The organism is Paracoccus sphaerophysae, assembly GCF_000763805.1.
In the GTDB taxonomy this organism is placed as follows: Bacteria; Pseudomonadota; Alphaproteobacteria; order Rhodobacterales; family Rhodobacteraceae; genus Paracoccus; species Paracoccus sphaerophysae.
On sequence record NZ_JRKS01000067.1, the window covers coordinates 1 to 15,594 of the forward strand.

Genomic DNA, 15,594 nt, shown 5'->3' on the forward strand with positions numbered 1-15,594 from the left:
GATCCACATCCGCATTGCTCTCATGAACCGCTTCTCCGCCCTCGGCACCGCCGAGATCGTTCGCGTCAGCTGAGTTCAGCGGGGAAAGGGGCAGCTCACGCCGCTAGCTGAGTTGCGCAACAACGCCCTGCGCCACACAGATTGAGGCAGAGCCCTTTTAAGGGCTACGCGACAGTCGGCCATAATCCCCTGCGCCCCGCCGTCGCTGCGCGCCGGGTCCGGCCCGGTCTGGCCGATGGCAGCCAGTTGTTGCGCCAGATCGCCGACCAGCCCCTGCTTGTTACGCCATTCGGCGATACCCTCGATCATCCGGGTGACCGACGCGAGATCCGACAGCGGCGCGCGCACCGGCAGCCAGGGCGCGCAAAGCCGTGCCAGCCGCGGATCATACAGCATCCGATAGCCCAGAAAGGCCGATGCGGCGGCCAGCTTGCCGATCGCTGCCCGCCCAGTGACGCCAAAGCCGCGCGCATCGGCCGCGACCTGCACGACCAGCCGTTCGACCTCGGCGCGCCGGACATCCAGCATCCGCAGATGCCGCGGGATCGACCGCATCAGCCCGTCGGTGACCACCTGCACACAGGTCGTCTGCGCCGATGCCCGCACCGCGCGCAGCACCGCCGGCAGCGTCAGATCCGCGCGGCTGGCGGTGGCCGCTGCTGCCGGCGCCGCCATGCCGGCATCCCCGCCATTCTGGCGTGCAATGATGGCGAAATTGCCCTCGCCCAGATCGCGGGCCAGCGCGTCGATGCGCAGATCGCGGCCATCGAACTGCGCCCGCAGGATATCGGCAGAATCGCCCTGCAACCGCGCCAGTTCCGCGATCAGCCGCCTGTCCCAGAAGCGCAGATAATAGGCCTTGCCCGATGCGTCCTGCACCCGCAGCCGCCGCCGCAGATGGGCCCGCAGATCGCCCAGCCCGGCATCGGTCCGCAGATACAGGCCACCAAACCGCCCCCACATGCTGGCCGGCGACCGCCCGCGCGTCAGCAGCATCCGGGCAAAGCTGCTGCCGGGCTCCAGCCGCACCAGCCAGGGCGCGACCTCGCCCAGCTCATACAGGGCGGCGCCTTGATACAGACAGACATGGTCCAGCCCGGAGCCGTCCAGCAGCTCGGTCAGCCCGTCACCCTCGGCCGCATCGAGCAACACATAGCAATGCCGCCCGCGATCCGACGCGAAAAACAGGTCGAGCGCCGCCGGCCAGCCGCGCTTCGGGTCGATGCCAAGCTGATCGTCGAGCGGGGTGACAGCGTCGATCCGCGTCACCGCGAACCGGGTCTGCGGCGCAGCCGCCACCATCGGCAGGGGGCCGGAAACCGGGCGCGCGCCCTGGCTGATCTGCGAAAGCGACGTCAATTTCCTCAGCCGATGGATCAGCAGTGAGCGTGCAGAGCAGGCTGGCTGAGTTCGCCCTAAAGCATCGCTATGATGACGGACAGAAAAAGACCGGGCACGACACGCGCCCGGCCTGCCAATGGTTAGGGTCGCACGGCCGTCACTTCCAGCTCGACCAGCCAGCCGGGATTGACCAGTGCATCGACCACCATGGCCGAGCGGACGGGCAGGTTCGGCTGCTCCTCGGTCCCGAAGAACTGCGAATAGCCCTTCATGAAGCCATCAAAATCGACCGCCTCGCCTTCCGGGGCGACCAGGAAGGCCTGCATCTTGATGATGTCGCCCACCGACATGCCCAGGGCTGCCACACCGCCGTCATCGACCGCGAGGCCACGGCGATCATACCGATCCGCAAGAACGGCCGGCCTTGGAAAGAGGACTGCCCGGCCGCGATCGCCCGCGCCACGCGCTCCTACGGCCGGGCGTTCTGGAAACGCTGGACCGGATACCATGTCCGAAGCCGCATCGAGGCAAAGATGCGGTGTCTCAAAACCTTCGGTGAGCGCATCGCCGAAAGAGACCCGGACCGCCAGACCGCCGAAATCCAGATCCGCATCGCCCTCATGAACCGCTTCTCGGCCCTCGGAGCGGCTGAAATCGTTCGCGTCGGCTGATGCCGTGGGGGAAAGGGGCTATCATGCCTCAGGCGTGAGATACGCAACAACGCCGGTCGGCGGCATCGGGGCGCCACCGGGGGAATCACCGGACGCACCGCCGCCGCCGGGCGGGTCGATCACCGGCACCCCGCCGTCGCTGCCGGGGGCCAGGTCGGTGATCGACATGGTATTGGACACGATCGGCGCCGGCCGCAGATCGGGTTCGACCCCCGAGCGCCAGCCCCAGAAGTGATCGTTGCTGCCGCGAAACCGCGCTTTCTGCTCCTCCTTCACCTTCTCCAGCACGCCCGGGGGCGGGGTCGAGGTGGTAGCGAAGCCGACCAGGGCGCCGGCGACCTCTTCCGTGCCGGTGGCGCCGACATGGGTTTCCTCGTCGCGCACGCCGACGAAATGCAGGAAGCTGAACTTGTAATCGCCGTTCTCTTTCCGGGCGAGGCGGACGGTGTTGGGCAGCCAGTGATAGACCGGCGGCTTGCCCTCGCGCTGCCGCGCGTCGTTGTTGACGTCAGGCAGCAGCAGGACGGGATACCCGCCTTTGGTGATGGCCTGGAATCCGGCGGCAAAGATCGGCCCTTTGGCTTCGGTCATGACGGTTCTCCCCCGATGTGACGGTCGGCGCAGGCCAGGTGCTGCGCCTTGGGGGATGATTCGCACCGGCGGTGTGAATCGGCTGTGAATCGCGAAAGCGGGGTGCGGGGGCGCTGTCCGATCGCGGCCGACTGTGGTGAGATGGCCGGGCGCGGCCATTAGGGCGCTGACGCGCCGCGTCAGGCCCCCGAGCGGTCACGCCCCCCCGAGCGAACCTCGCACGTGGCGGAACCCCAGCAGGCAGCCCGCCGTCCAGGCGAGGTTGAAGCCGAGATTGGCCAGGGCCGCGCCCTCGACCCCGTAGGCCATCACCAGCGGCACGAAGGAAGCGGCCATCAGCACGGCCGACACCGTGGTCGCCCGGACCAGCAGCCGGTCCCGGCCCATCGCCAGCAAGGCCGGGTTGAGGATGATCCCCGAGGCATAGACGATCGACGACTCCAGCAGGATCGCCATCACCGGGCCGGCTCCGGCGTAATCGGGGCCGAAGATCAGCCGGATCACCGCCTCGAGGTTCAGCAGGATCGGCACCGCGACGACCAGCTGCACCGCCAGGATGGCGAGGCTCATCCGCAGGACCATCCGGTTGAACCGGGCATGCTGGCCGCGCGACCACAGCCGGGACAGTTCGGGAAAGACCACCTGGCGCAGCGGCGCCGCCAACTTGGTGGCGCGGTTCATCACCCGCTTGCCCAGCTGGTAGAAGCCGACCGCCCGCAGGTCCAGCAGCGCCCCCACCGCCAGCACGTCCAGCCGGTTGACCGATTGGCGGAGGATGACGTTGACGTTCGAGTTCCACAGGAACCGCAGGAAGCCGGGGTTCTCGGCCAGCGCCCGCCGCCAGTCCGCGCCGGCCACCCCGCGCACCCCCCGCCGGCGCAGCAGCCGCAGCGCAAAGACCAGCGCCAGCAGCCCGTCCATCAGGCTTTGCAGCAGCAGCAGCAGCACGAACGCCCACAGCCCCAGGCCGGCCAGCCACGCCGCCGCGGTGAGCGCAAGGCGCAGCAGGGCCGAGGCGACGTCGATGCGCGCCAGCACGTCGAAGCGGTCAAAGATGCGCAGCACCGCCAGCGCGGTCGGCCGGAACGACAGGAACAGCCCCAGCGCCACCAGCTGGACATAATGCACGCCGGTCCCGGCCGGCAGGCCGGTCAGCGGCGCCAGGAACGGCGCGGTCAGCAGGCAGACCAGCCCGGCCAGCGCCCCGCCCGCCGCATCGACCAAGAGCGACAGCTTGACCAGCCGGGCCAGCGCGGCGTCGTCGCCGGCATCGTGGGCGCGCACCCCGAACCGGATCACCGCCTGCCACGGTTCCAGCCGAAAGATCAGGTCGATCAGCCGGACATAGGCCTCGACCAGCGCCAGCACCCCCAGCGCCGCCGCCCCCAGCGCGCGGGCGGTGATGAACAGCGTCGCCACCGCAATCAGCGAAACGACAAGCTGCCCCGAGAATGTCCATGACAGATTTCGCCGCAGCCCGCCGCGCCGCGATTTCTTTTGATTGTCGCTCAACTCAGCACCATATTTCGGGCCGCGGCAAAAGGGGCGGGACGGGCGCGCGATTCGCTTCATTCCATGTCCCGGGCGGCGTCCAAAGGCAAACGGATTTTGCATCCATGACAAGAACGGCGGCGGAAATGCTGATCCATGTCGGTTATCACAAGGCCGCCTCGACGGTGTTGCAGGACCAGCTTTTCGCCGATCCCGGCGGCGCGTTCCTGCCCCCGCCCGGACCGCGCCACGCGCTGGTCCAGCGCTTTGTCGTGCCGCAGCCGATGTGCTTTGACGCCGCCGCGGCGACCCGACATTACACGCCGCTTCTGGACCGTGCGGCGGAACAGGGACGGGTGCCGGTGCTGTCGCACGAACGCTTTTCGGGCTATCCGCCCTCGGGTGGGTTCGACAGCACCATCATCGCCGACCGGCTGCATCGCTGCTTTCCGCAGGCCCGGATCCTGATCGTCGTGCGCGAACAGCGCGCCTCGATCCTGTCGATGTATTCGCAGTATGTCAGCGACGGCGGCGATCTGAACCTGCGTGACTACCTGTCCCCGCGCGAGCCGTTTCTCAAGCGGATCCCCGGATTTTCCGAGGAATTCTATCGCTATCACCGGCTGGTCCAGCGCTATCGCGCGCTCTTTGGCGCCGACCGCGTGCTGTGCCTGCCGTTCGAGGAGTTCGCCCGCAGCCCCGGCCCCACCCTGCAGCGGATCCTGCGCTTCGTCGGGCGCGAGGCGCCGCCGCCGGTGACGCGGACCCAGAACGCCAAGCGCGCCGCCAGCTTTCAGCTGGCCCAGCGGCAGGTCAACCGCTGGCTCAGCGCGAACGAGTTGAGCCATAGCCGCGCGGTGGCGCTGGGCGGGTTCCGGCGGCGCTTCGGGGCGCTGTCCGGGCGGCTCGACCCGCGCTGGACGGCGGCGCTGGACCGCCGGCTCGAGCGCCGCATGACGGCGCTGGTCCGCCACCGGTTCGCCGGACGATTTGCGCAATCCAATTCGATCCTATCGGAATTGATAGGGTTCGATCTGTCGCAATATGGCTATCAGACGGAAGACACTGTCCGGGACTGATGCGGCGTTCACGCGACCTGCCGCATTAGCCGGCAATTGATGGCGCATTCGCGGCAGCCGGGGGAATGGCGTGAAAATCACCGTCGTCGGATTGGGATTCGTCGGATTGTCGAATGCCGTGCTGCTGGCGCAACACCACGACGTCACGGCGCTGGATGTCGATCCGGTCCGGGTGAGCCTGGTCGCGGACCGCCGCGCGCCCATCGACGACCCCGAGATCACCGAATACCTGGCCACCCGGCCGCTGCGGCTGACCGCATCCGCCGATCCGCACACCGCCTATGCGGGCGCCCAATTCGTCGTTGTGGCGACTCCGACCAACTATGACCCGGTGACCAACGGCTTTGACACCCGCACGGTCGAAGCGGTGATCGCCGAGGCGCGCGCCCGCGCCCCGGACGCGGTCATCGTGGTGCGCTCGACGGTGCCCGTGGGCTTCGTCACCCGGATGCGGGACCAGCATGGCACCGACGCGATCCTGTTCGCGCCCGAGTTCCTGCGCGAGGGCCGGGCGTTGTACGACAACCTTCACCCCTCGCGCATCGTCGTCGGCGACACCTCGGCGGCGGCGCACCGCTTTGCCGCGCTGCTGCTCGAGGGCGCGATCGACCGCGACGTGCCGGTGCTGTTCACCGGGCCGACCGAGGCCGAGGCGATCAAGCTGTTCGCCAACACCTTTCTCGCCATGCGGGTGGCCTATTTCAACGAGCTGGACAGCTATGCGATCGCCCGCGGGCTGTCGACGGGCCAGATCATCGGGGGCGTCGGGCTGGACCCGCGCATCGGCGCGCATTACAACAACCCCAGCTTTGGCTATGGCGGCTATTGCCTGCCCAAGGACAGCAAGCAGCTGCTCGCCAACTATGACCAGGTCCCGCAAAAGCTGATCGCCGCCATCGTCGACTCGAACCGCACCCGCAAGGACTTCATCGCCGACCGCATCATCGAGCGGCAGCCGGCCGTGGTCGGCATCTATCGGCTGGTGATGAAGGCGGGGTCGGACAACTTCCGCGACAGCTCGGTCCAGGGCATCATGAAGCGCGTCAAGGCCAAGGGAATCCCCTGCATCGTCTATGAACCGGCGCTGGACGAGACGCATTTCTTCAACAGTCCCGTGGTGCGCGACCTGGGCGCGTTCAAGCGCGAGGCCGACCTGATCGTCGCCAACCGTCGCCACGCGGAACTGGACGACGTGTCCGGCAAGCTGTTCACGCGCGATCTGTTCGGGGTGGACTGATGCGGGTTCTGGTAACGGGCGCGGCCGGCTTCATCGGCTATCACCTTGCGGCACTGCTACTGGACGAGGGCCACGAGGTCGTGGGCCTCGACAGCCACAACGACTATTACGACCCTGCGCTGAAGGCCGCGCGCGAGGCGCGGCTGACCTCGCGCCCCGGCTATCACCCCATCCGCGGCAAGCTGGAACAGCCGGGCCTGCTGGCAGAGCTGTTTGCCCGGCACCGGCCGCAGGCGGTCGTCCACCTGGCCGCACAGGCCGGCGTGCGCCATTCGATCGACAAGCCGCGGGCCTATGTCGAGGCGAACCTGCAAGGCAGCTTCGAACTGCTCGAGGCCGCCCGCGCCCATCCCCCCGCGCATCTGCTGATGGCCTCGACCAGCTCGGTCTATGGCGCCAACACCGCCATGCCCTATCGCGAGACCGACAAGGTCGACACCCAGATGTCGTTCTATGCCGCCACCAAGAAGGCCAACGAGGCGATGGCGCACAGCTATGCCCATCTCTACGGGCTGCCAGTGACGGTGTTCCGGTTCTTCACCGTCTATGGCCCCTGGGGGCGGCCCGACATGGCGCCCTACCTGTTCACCAGCGCGATCCTGCGGGGCGAGCCGATCAAGGTCTTCAACCACGGCGACATGCGGCGCGACTTTACCTATGTCGGGGACCTGGTGCGGGCGATCCGGCTGCTGATCGACGTGCCCCCGGTGCGGCCCGACAGCGCCGAGGCGATCCAGCCCGGCGACAGCCTGTCGCCGGTCGCGCCCTGGCGGGCGGTCAATATCGGCAACGGCGAATCGGTGCCGCTGCTGGACTTCATCGCCGCGATCGAGGACGCGGCCGGGGTCTCCGCCGTCAAGCAGATGCTGCCCATGCAGCCCGGCGACGTCCCCGCCACCTGGGCCGACACGACGCTGCTGCGGCGGCTGACCGGTTATGCGCCGCGCACCTCGGTCCGGGACGGGCTGCGCGCCTATGTCGCGTGGTTCCGCGACTATTACGGCGCGCCGGCGGAATGACCGGCGAGAGCCCGCTGCCGGTGCTGATCTCGTCGGCGGGGCGCCGGGCGGCGCTGGTCGGGGCCTTTCGCGGCGCCCGGCCGGAGGTCGAGCTGCACGCCTGCGACCTGGTGCCGGGCCTGTCCTCGGCCTGCGCGCTGGCCGATGCCGCCCATGCCGTGCCGCGCTGCACCGAGCCGGGCTTCATCGACGCGATCGAGGACATCGTGCGCCGCCACGGCATCCGCCTGATCGTGCCGACGATCGACACCGAGCTGCCCGCCTACGCGGCGGCGGCCGGGCGGCTGGCGGCGGCGGGGGCGCGGGTCCATGTCTCGGCGCCCGAGGTGGTCGCCATCGCCCGCGACAAGCTGCGGACCATGACGGTGCTGGCCCAGGCCGGCGCCCCGGTGCCCGACACGGTGGACGAGGCCACGCTGCGCGCCGATCCGGGCCGGCTGGGCTGGCCGGTCTTCGGCAAGCCGGTCGGGGGCAGCGCCAGCCGCGGGCTGGGCGTTTACGCCGACGCCGCCTCGCTGCCGCCGGCGTTCGCCGAGCCGATGATGTTCCAGCCGGTGCTGTCGGGACGCGAATTCACCGTCAACATGTTCATCGACCAGCAGGGCCGGTTGCGCTGCGTGGTCCCGCACGAGCGGCTGCAGGTTCGTGCCGGCGAGGTCGAAAAGGGCCGCACCACGCGGCGCGAGGACCTCGCCCGCCTGGCCGGGCTGGTCCACCGGGCGCTGCCGGGCGCGCAGGGGGTGCTGTGCTTCCAGGTCATCGACGATCCCGCCCTCGGGCCCCGGATCATCGAGATCAACGCCCGCTTCGGGGGCGGCTATCCGCTGGCCCATGCCGCCGGCGGCCGGTTCGCCGACTGGCTGGTCGACGAGGTCGCCGCGGGCAGCTGCGCCGCCCATGACGACTGGCGCGACGGGGTGGTGATGCTGCGCTATGACGATGCCGTCTTTCTGGGCTGAGCGCGTCGTCTTCGACCTGGACGACACGCTGTATCTGGAACGCGACTTTGCGTTCAGCGGCTTTCGTGCGGTGGGCGCCGCGATGCGCGCCCGCCACGGGGTCGAGGGGTTTGCCGAGCATTGCATCGCGGCCTTTGCCGCAGGCCGCCGGGGCGACATCTTCGACGCCGCGCTGCGCGATTTCGGGCTCGACGGGGCCGAGGCGGTGGGGAACCTCGTCGCCCTGTTCCGCGCCCATCCCCCGAAGATCGCGCTGTGCCGGGACGCGGCGCGCTGGCTGGATGCGCATGGCGGCGCGCACGGCCTGATCACCGATGGACCCGAAGCCATGCAGCGCGCCAAGATCGCCGCCCTTGGGCTGGCCCACCGGATCGCGGTGGTGGTCCCGACCGGGCAGTGGCCGGCGGGCTTCGGCAAGCCGCACCCGAGGGCGTTCGACCTGGTCGCGGCCGCGGCAGGCGGTCCCTGCGTCTATGTCGCGGACAACGCGGCCAAGGATTTCGTCACCCCGAACCGGCTGGGCTGGCTGACCGTGCAGCTGCTGCGCCCCGAACGGGTCCATGACGGCGCCGCCCCCGACGCGGCCCATGCCGCGCAGGCGCAGATCGAAAGCCTCGATCAGCTGGACGTGGTGATCGCGGCGGCGGGCTGAGCGGCCAGCGCCTCGGCGATCAGCACGTCCCACTGGCCCAGGATGCGCGCCGGGTCCAGCCGCGCCGCGACGCCGCCCGGGGCGCTTGCCAGCCGCGCCCGCAGCGCCGGGTCGCGGGCGATCCGGGCCATCGCGCCAGTCAGCGCCGCCGTCGTCTCGGCCGGATCGCCCTCGGGGACGATCAGGCCGTTCACCTCGGGCTCGATGATGTCGCGCACGCCGAAGGGACAGTCCACGGCCACCGCCGGCAGGCCGGAACAGGCGGCCTCGGCCAGGACGTTGCTGAACCCCTCATAGCGCGAACTCAGCACCAGCACGTCCCCCGCGCCCAGCCATGCCGCCGGCGACGGCGCAAGGCCGGCAAGCCGGACCCGCCCGCCCAGGCTGGCGGCGGCGATTCGATCCGCCAGCGCGGCGCGCTGCGGCCCCTCGCCAAAGATCGACAGCGTGGCGGGCAGGTCGCGCGGCAGGGCGGCAAAGGCGTCGATCAGCCGGTCAAAGCCCTTTTGCGGGTCCAGCCGCCCGACCGCCACGAACCGGCACTCGGGCGCCGGCGGCGGCGGGGTGAAGTCCACCGGGCGGCAGGGATTGGCGATCACATGGGCGCGGCGCGCCTGCGCCGGCGGCAGGTCCCGCGCCGCATCCCGGGTCTGCATGGCGATGCCGGCGGCGCGGGGCAGCAGCGCGGCCTGCAGGCGCTGCCAGCCGCCGGCGGACTGCCGGGCGGGGTTGTTGCGTTCCGAGACCACCACCGGCACCCCGGTCCCGGCGGCGGCGATCAGCGTCAGGCAGTTCACCTTGGTCAGGAAGCTGACCACCAGGTCGGGCCGCAGCCGCCGGATCAGGCCCCGGATCGCCGCCGCGCGGCCCGGCTGGCGCAGCATCCCGGGCCCCGAGCGCAGCAGGTGCAGCCGCACCCGCGGGTCATAGGGAAAGAACGATCCCGCCGCGGGCATCATCATGGCGGCGACATGGACCTCGTCGCCCTGCGCGGCGCGATGGCCGGCCAGCGCCGCCATGATCTTTTCGGCGCCGCCGGCGCCGAAGCCGCCCTGGACCAGCAGCAGTCTCACGGAAACGGCGCCGGACCGTCGGCCCGCGGCGGCCCCGCGGCGGGAAAGCTCAGCCAGGGCGGGACCTCGGCCTTGCAGCAGGCGCCCAGAAAGCGGCGATCCTCGACCGTGTCCAGCGGGTGCCAGAAGCCGGAATGGCGATAGGCCATCAGCTCTCCGTCCAGCGCCAGCTGCATCATCGGCCCGTGTTCCAGCGGCGCATCGTCGTCGACGACATAGTCCAGCGCCTCGGGCTCAAGGACCAGGAAGCCGCCATTGATCCAGGCATCCTCGGCCGGCAGTTCCTGGCGGACGTCGACCACCCGGTCGCCGCGCAGGTCCAGCGCCCCCGCCCGCGCCGGCGGCCTGACCGCGGTCACCGTCGCCAGCTTGCCGTGGCGGCGGTGGAACCCCAGAAGCGCGTCGATGTCCACGTTGCCCAGCGCGTCGCCATAGCTCAAGAGGAACGTCTCTGTCCCCAGCCGGCGGCGAAGCCGGCGCAGCCGCCCGCCGCTGGCCGTTGCCGGCCCTGAATCGACGACGCTGAGCGTCAGCGCGACGCCGGGCGAGGGTTGCAGCTCGACCCGGCCGGCGCCGATGCAGACCGTCAGGTCGTGGGTCAGCATGTCGTAATTGGCGAAGAACTGCTTGATCCCGATCGCGCCCGTCCCGGCGGCGATGATGAAGTCGCGCTGCCGGAAGTGGCTGAAGATGTCCATGACATGGGTGATGATCGGCCGTCCGCCGATCTCGACCATGGCGTTTGGAATCCGCGGCGCCGGATCGGTCGGGTCCGACACCGGCGCGGCTGCCATCAGCACCGTCTTCACCGGACCGCTCCGCGACTTATGATGCGGATTGCCGCCGACGAGAAGGCAAGCGCGCCCGGATCGTCGGCCGTCGCCGGCGGCGGGGCCGGCGGCGCAAGGTTGTCGGCGGGGGGCAGCGTCGGGGGATGGTCCCGCAGTTCCAGACCCATTTCGGTCAGCAGCAGGCGGTTGATCGCGTGCACGTCGTTGTTCCGGCACACGCGCTGCCGCGCGTTTTCGCCCAGCCGCGCCGTCAGACCGGGGTCGTCCAGGAACCGCCGCATCGCCGCGGCCAGCGCCGCGGGATTGCCCGGCGGGACCGCGAACCCGGCATCGCCGTCGCCGACCGTCTCGCCGCAGCCGGGCGCGTCGGTGGTGATCACCGGCCGCCCGCAGGCCATCGCCTCGAGGATGGTGCGCGGGATCCCCTCGCGCAGCCGCGTCGGCAGCACCAGCACGTGACAGGCGGCAATGTAGGGCCGCACATCGCGGGTGGCGCCGTGCCAGACGACCTCGCCCGCCGCCTGCCAAGCGTTCAGCGTCGCCGCGTCGACCGCATCGGGGTTGCTGTCGGTGGGGCCAAGCAGTTCGACCCGGAACGCATGGCCCTGGCCGCGCAGCAGGCGCGCCGCGTCGCGCAGGTCAGTCAGCCCCTTGCTGAACAGCATCCGCCCCACGAACAGGAAAACCAGCGGCGGCGCGGCGGGCAACGGCTGCGGGGTGAAATGCGCCGTGTCGGCGCCCGAGCCCGGCACCGGCACCAGCCGCGCCGAGGCAGGGACCATGCGGAAGCGGCGCAGGTCGGCACGGTCGGCGTCGTTATAGACAAAGCCCAGCCGCACGCTGCGCAGCGCGTGGCGGTGCAGCAGGATCGCCGCCGCGCGCACGGCGCGCCGCTTGCCCGTCGGGTTGGGGTCGGAAAACGCATAGCCCAGCCCGGTGAAAAGCGGGTGGCAGCGCAGGTCGCCTTCGAGCCGCGCCGCCCAGCAGCCATAGACGATCGGCTTCATCGTATAGGCGAGGACCACGTCGGGACGGCGCTGCCGGATCAGCCGCCGCAGGGCGTCCAGCGTTTCCAGGTCGTGGCGCGGGTTGATGCCGGTGCGGTCCATCGGGACATGGACCGGATCGATCCGCGCGGCCTCGAGGATGGCCTGCGTCGCGGGGTCGAAGTCGGGCGCGGCGGCGATCACCTCGTGCCCGTTGGCGACCATCCGCCGCATCAGCTGCAGACGGAAATTGACCAGCGACCAGGCCAGCCCGCCGATGACCAGCACGCGCCGCGGCGCGGGGCGCTGCGGCGCCCCCTCGGGCGGGGCGGGCTGGCCGCCGATCATGCGACGGCCGGTTCCAGCGCTGCGGGCACGGAGGGCAGCGACAGGCGCTGCGCGGGCGGGACCTGACGGATCGCAGCTGCCGGCGAGCCATTGGTTGCAGCGGGTCTGCGCCGCTCCTGCGCCTCGGCCGGCGGCGGGCCGGCGGGCGGGGGTGTCATGGCGGCGAAGACCGGCAGGTCAAGCCGCGGCGAGCCAGCCGCGGCGTCCGCCGCAGCCGCAGCGTGCGGGACCACCGCGGTGAGGGCGTCCTCGGCTGCGGGGCCGCCGCCAAAGCCCGGCACCAGCGCGGCCAGACCCTCGCGCACGGCCGCGGCGTCCCCCGCCCGCGCGGCCTGTTCCAGCCGGTGCATGCCAGCCCGCAGCCGCGGCATCGCCACCGGGCGCGGGATCGCGCAGGCGACGCCGGGGAAGCTGGCCGGGACGACCTGTTCGGCGCGGTCGAACAGCTCCTCGTACAGCTTCTCACCCGGGCGGATGCCGATGAACTGGATGGGAATGTCGGTGCCGGGCGTCTTGCCGGCCATGCGGATCATCCGCTCGGCCAGTTCGACGATCGGGACCGGCTCGCCCATGTCCAGCACAAAGATGCGCCCCATGTTCTCGGTGTCCGACAGCCCGTGCGCGGCCGAGACGAGCGTCAGCTCGACCGCCTCGCGGATGGTCATGAAGAACCGTTCCATCCGCGCGTCGGTGATGGTCAGCGGCCCGCCGCGGGCGATCTGTTCCTGAAACAGCGGGATCAGCGACCCGGACGAGCCCAGCACGTTGCCGAACCGCACCGCAAAGAACCGGGTGGTGGCACCCATGTCGCGGCTGATCAGGTCCAGCGCCTGGCAATAGAACTCGGCCACCCGCTTGGTCGCGCCCATGATGTTGGTCGTGTTGACGGCCTTGTCGGTCGACACCTGGACCAGCGCCCGCACCCCGAACCGGCGCGCGGCGTCGCAGACATTCCGGGTGCCGATGATGTTGGTCAGCACCCCCTCGCAGGGGTTGGCCTCGACCAGCGGGACGTGCTTCAGCGCCGCCGCGTTGAAGACCAGCGAGGGGCGGTGCGCGGCAAAGATCGCATCGACGTGCTGCTTGTCGCGGATGCACCCGATATGCAGCGCCCGCGGCACGTTCGGGAAATGCCGGGCCAGCATCCGGTCCACGTGATAGGCGTTCAGTTCGCAATTCTCGATCAGGATCAGCTCGGCCGGGTCCAGCGAGGCCAGCTGGCGCACCAGCTCGCTGCCGATCGAGCCGCCGGCGCCGGTGACCAGCACCCGCTGGCCGCGATAGGTCTGCTGCAGCAGCGCCAGTTCGACCCGCTTCTGCGGGCGGGTCAGGATGTCCTCGGGGTCGATCGGCTGCGGAACGCCGGTGCCGCCGGCAAGCCCGTCGGTCAGGCCGGGCAGCGCGCGGATGCGGACGCCCTGCGCCTCGGCCCAGGCGCGCAGCGTGGCGATCCCCTCGGTTTCGAAATGCGAGGTCGCAGCCGGGATCAGCAGGCAGCGCGGCCGTTCCGGCATCTCGGACAGCCGCCGGATCACGTCGCCCGGGCTGCGGACCGATCCGAGGATCGGGGCGGTGTGGAACAGCAGGTCGGTGCTGCCCAGCGAGGTGTCGACGATGCCGACGACGCGATAGGGCGACAGCCCGTCATTCACGGCGCGCATGAACAGGTCCGCCGCGGGCCCCAGCCCCACCAGCACCGCCGGGATCCCCTCGGCGGCCGTCTGCGCTTGCCGCCGGCGGTGCCGCGCCGCTTCGCGCATCCGGGCGGCCGCCCGCGCCCCGGCGCTGAGCGACAGCAGCATCAGGACCATGATCGGAAAGGTGGTCAGCGTCAGTTCGGGAAAGACGCCTGCGCCGCGGGCGATCAGCCCGCACAGCGCAACCCCCAGCACGACGCTGGGGGCGACGGCCAGCATGCCGGGCAGGCTGGAGGCGTGGCGGTGGCACCGATAGGCGCCGCCAAGCGCCATGACCGGCAGGACGACCAGCAGCGACAGCAGCACGAATTCGGGCAGAACGGCGCGCTCGGCACGGCTGAAATGCGGCCCCGACGACAGCAGAACCGCGACCATCGACGCCATCGCGACCGAAAACGCGTCTGCGGCCAGCAGCTTGCGGTTGCCGCGGATCTCGATGACGGTTCTCTTCAGGCGCCGGCGGATCCTTTCCTCTCCGGGGGCGCAATTGCGGATCAGTGTTTCCATCGCGACGCAGACCTTCAATTCGAATGCGGCGGGTGGCGAAAAGCCGCCCGACCGCGCAGATTCAGGCAGGGTTTCGCCGAAACTCGCACGCAGACCGCGTTGCGAACCCATCAGTTCAGACAGGTTAACGGGAATGGGGACGCATCTCGGGACCGAAATACGGCGCGCCCATTAACCAAGCCGTGTAATTGACCGGGTAATTGCAACCTCAAATTGAATTTCGTGCCGTTCCCGCCGCGCAGGCTGGTCAGGCGGACCGAGCGGGGTGGTGCGGGCGCGCCGCCGCCGTCGTCCAGTCGCTGACGTCCAGCCCGGTGATTCGGGCCAGTTCGGCGGTGTCGTCGCGATAGAAGTCGGCGATTCGCGCGCGCAGGGCGGGGTCCAGCTCGGGATAGCGCTCGGGCCGGGCCACCAGGCCGCGCAGGCCGCGCAGCGGGGCGGTGTGGCGCAGCGGGTCCAGGATCGGCCGCAGCGGCGCGAGCATCCGGCGCAGCGGCCGCGGGACCGACGCGGCGCAGGCGTCCTTGACCCGACCGTCCAGCGGCGCGGCTAGCGGGCCGTCCAGGCCGAGATGCGCCGCCAGCCGGGCCAGATGGCCGGCCGGATCGCGGCGCAGGTCCTCGTATTTCAGCACCAGGATCTGGGCCGGATCGAACAGCTCGTAGAATCGGCTCAGGTGGTGGCCATACCGCCCGTCATGCAGGAACCGGTCGCCGGCGGCGCGGTCGGGTGACAGATGCCGGGCCACGTCGCGGTCCACCGCGCCGCGGCGCAGCAGCATCAGGTAGTCGGACCACGCCCGCGCCACCGGGTCGCGCAGCTGAAAGACCAGCCGCACGGCCGGCAGATGCCGGGCGATGCGCGCGGCGGCCTCGGGCTGGGTCAGGTAGCTGTTCGACTTTTCGCCGCGCATCGCGCCCGCGGGTGCGGCTGCGAACAGGTCCTCATAGGCCGCCATGCCCTCGTCGTAATGGCAGGCGAAGAAATGCGGCTCGTGGTCGGGCATGAAGATCGCCGGCGACTGCTGCAGCGAGCGTTGCAGCCAGGTGGTCGCCGACTTGGCGGCCCCGGCGATGATGAAATGCGGCAGACCGGACGGGGTGGTCATGGCGTTTTCTCGGGGGTTTCGGGCTGCGGGCCGGGGGCCGCGTG

14 protein-coding genes and 1 pseudogene are annotated in these 15,594 nt (G+C 70.5%); 6 read left to right on the forward strand and 9 right to left on the reverse strand.

Annotated features, from left to right (window positions below):
* Window positions 1-75 precede the first annotated feature (75 nt).
* Both IC63_RS17070 and IC63_RS14160 read right to left on the reverse strand, forming a co-directional pair.
* On the reverse strand, window positions 76-1,359 hold the full coding sequence (locus IC63_RS17070; RefSeq protein WP_052042267.1) for a DUF4123 domain-containing protein: 1,284 nt from the start codon (window positions 1,357-1,359) through the stop codon (window positions 76-78).
* Between the two features lie 122 nt (window positions 1,360-1,481).
* Entirely contained in the window at window positions 1,482-1,691 is a 210-nt protein-coding gene (locus IC63_RS14160) for a Rid family hydrolase (protein ID WP_198026341.1), read from the reverse strand.
* 9 nt (window positions 1,692-1,700) lie between these two features.
* On the opposite strand from IC63_RS14160, the pseudogene IC63_RS14165 reads away from it, so the two are divergent.
* A pseudogene (locus IC63_RS14165) lies at window positions 1,701-2,012 on the forward strand (IS5/IS1182 family transposase); the annotation flags it as partial.
* Between the two features lie 21 nt (window positions 2,013-2,033).
* Here the strand turns inward: IC63_RS14165 and IC63_RS14170 are convergent.
* The gene (locus IC63_RS14170; protein WP_036721443.1) at window positions 2,034-2,603 is read right to left on the reverse strand and encodes a hypothetical protein; all 570 of its coding nucleotides are present in this window, start codon (window positions 2,601-2,603) and stop codon (window positions 2,034-2,036) included.
* Between the two features lie 195 nt (window positions 2,604-2,798).
* The gene (locus IC63_RS14175; protein WP_036721452.1) at window positions 2,799-4,115 is read right to left on the reverse strand and encodes a lipopolysaccharide biosynthesis protein; all 1,317 of its coding nucleotides are present in this window, start codon (window positions 4,113-4,115) and stop codon (window positions 2,799-2,801) included.
* A 104-nt stretch (window positions 4,116-4,219) separates the two neighbouring features.
* Between IC63_RS14175 and IC63_RS14180 the strand changes: the two genes are divergently transcribed.
* From IC63_RS14180 to IC63_RS14200, 5 genes are all read left to right on the forward strand, one after another.
* The gene (locus tag IC63_RS14180) at window positions 4,220-5,173 is read left to right on the forward strand and encodes a sulfotransferase (protein ID WP_198026340.1); all 954 of its coding nucleotides are present in this window, start codon (window positions 4,220-4,222) and stop codon (window positions 5,171-5,173) included.
* 70 nt (window positions 5,174-5,243) lie between these two features.
* A complete protein-coding gene (locus IC63_RS14185; protein ID WP_036721456.1) occupies window positions 5,244-6,410 on the forward strand; it encodes a nucleotide sugar dehydrogenase in 1,167 nt (388 codons plus the stop codon).
* The gene (locus IC63_RS14190; protein ID WP_156965504.1) at window positions 6,407-7,429 is read left to right on the forward strand and encodes an NAD-dependent epimerase/dehydratase family protein; all 1,023 of its coding nucleotides are present in this window, start codon (window positions 6,407-6,409) and stop codon (window positions 7,427-7,429) included. The genes IC63_RS14185 and IC63_RS14190 overlap by 4 nt, the downstream gene beginning before the upstream one ends.
* A complete protein-coding gene (locus IC63_RS14195; RefSeq protein ID WP_036721464.1) occupies window positions 7,426-8,388 on the forward strand; it encodes an ATP-grasp domain-containing protein in 963 nt (320 codons plus the stop codon). Before IC63_RS14190 ends, IC63_RS14195 begins: the two co-directional genes overlap by 4 nt.
* Window positions 8,363-9,040, forward strand: a complete 678-nt coding sequence (locus IC63_RS14200; protein WP_036721466.1) for an HAD family hydrolase — start codon at window positions 8,363-8,365, stop codon at window positions 9,038-9,040. The genes IC63_RS14195 and IC63_RS14200 overlap by 26 nt, the downstream gene beginning before the upstream one ends.
* Here the strand turns inward: IC63_RS14200 and IC63_RS14205 are convergent.
* The 5 genes from IC63_RS14205 to IC63_RS14225 all read right to left on the reverse strand — a co-directional run bounded on the left by IC63_RS14205 (window position 9,007) and on the right by IC63_RS14225 (window position 15,550).
* Window positions 9,007-10,113 carry a glycosyltransferase gene (locus tag IC63_RS14205; protein WP_052042268.1) on the reverse strand — a complete coding sequence of 369 codons (1,107 nt, stop codon included), beginning with the start codon at window positions 10,111-10,113 and terminating at the stop codon, window positions 9,007-9,009. The two genes, IC63_RS14200 and IC63_RS14205, sit on opposite strands and share 34 nt — an antisense overlap.
* Complete coding sequence (locus IC63_RS14210; RefSeq protein WP_036721472.1) at window positions 10,110-10,922, reverse strand: glycosyltransferase family protein; 813 nt, start codon at window positions 10,920-10,922, stop codon at window positions 10,110-10,112. The genes IC63_RS14205 and IC63_RS14210 overlap by 4 nt, the downstream gene beginning before the upstream one ends.
* A complete protein-coding gene (locus tag IC63_RS14215) occupies window positions 10,919-12,238 on the reverse strand; it encodes a glycosyltransferase family 4 protein (RefSeq protein WP_052042269.1) in 1,320 nt (439 codons plus the stop codon). Before IC63_RS14215 ends, IC63_RS14210 begins: the two co-directional genes overlap by 4 nt.
* A complete protein-coding gene (locus tag IC63_RS14220; RefSeq protein WP_156965505.1) occupies window positions 12,235-14,442 on the reverse strand; it encodes a polysaccharide biosynthesis protein in 2,208 nt (735 codons plus the stop codon). Before IC63_RS14220 ends, IC63_RS14215 begins: the two co-directional genes overlap by 4 nt.
* 247 nt (window positions 14,443-14,689) lie before the next feature.
* The gene (locus IC63_RS14225; RefSeq protein ID WP_052042271.1) at window positions 14,690-15,550 is read right to left on the reverse strand and encodes a sulfotransferase family protein; all 861 of its coding nucleotides are present in this window, start codon (window positions 15,548-15,550) and stop codon (window positions 14,690-14,692) included.
* Window positions 15,551-15,594: the final 44 nt, after the last annotated feature.

Coding starts and splice junctions, on each gene's coding strand:
- IC63_RS14160 (WP_198026341.1), bottom strand. CDS start 1,691: ATGTCGGTGGGCGACATCATCAAGATGCAGGCCTTCCTGGTCGCCCCG.
- IC63_RS14170 (WP_036721443.1), bottom strand. CDS start 2,603: ATGACCGAAGCCAAAGGGCCGATCTTTGCCGCCGGATTCCAGGCCATC.
- IC63_RS14180 (WP_198026340.1), top strand. CDS start 4,220: ATGACAAGAACGGCGGCGGAAATGCTGATCCATGTCGGTTATCACAAG.
- IC63_RS14195 (WP_036721464.1), top strand. CDS start 7,426: ATGACCGGCGAGAGCCCGCTGCCGGTGCTGATCTCGTCGGCGGGGCGC.
- IC63_RS14200 (WP_036721466.1), top strand. CDS start 8,363: ATGACGATGCCGTCTTTCTGGGCTGAGCGCGTCGTCTTCGACCTGGAC.
- IC63_RS14215 (WP_052042269.1), bottom strand. CDS start 12,238: ATGATCGGCGGCCAGCCCGCCCCGCCCGAGGGGGCGCCGCAGCGCCCC.
- IC63_RS14220 (WP_156965505.1), bottom strand. CDS start 14,442: ATGGAAACACTGATCCGCAATTGCGCCCCCGGAGAGGAAAGGATCCGC.
- IC63_RS14225 (WP_052042271.1), bottom strand. CDS start 15,550: ATGACCACCCCGTCCGGTCTGCCGCATTTCATCATCGCCGGGGCCGCC.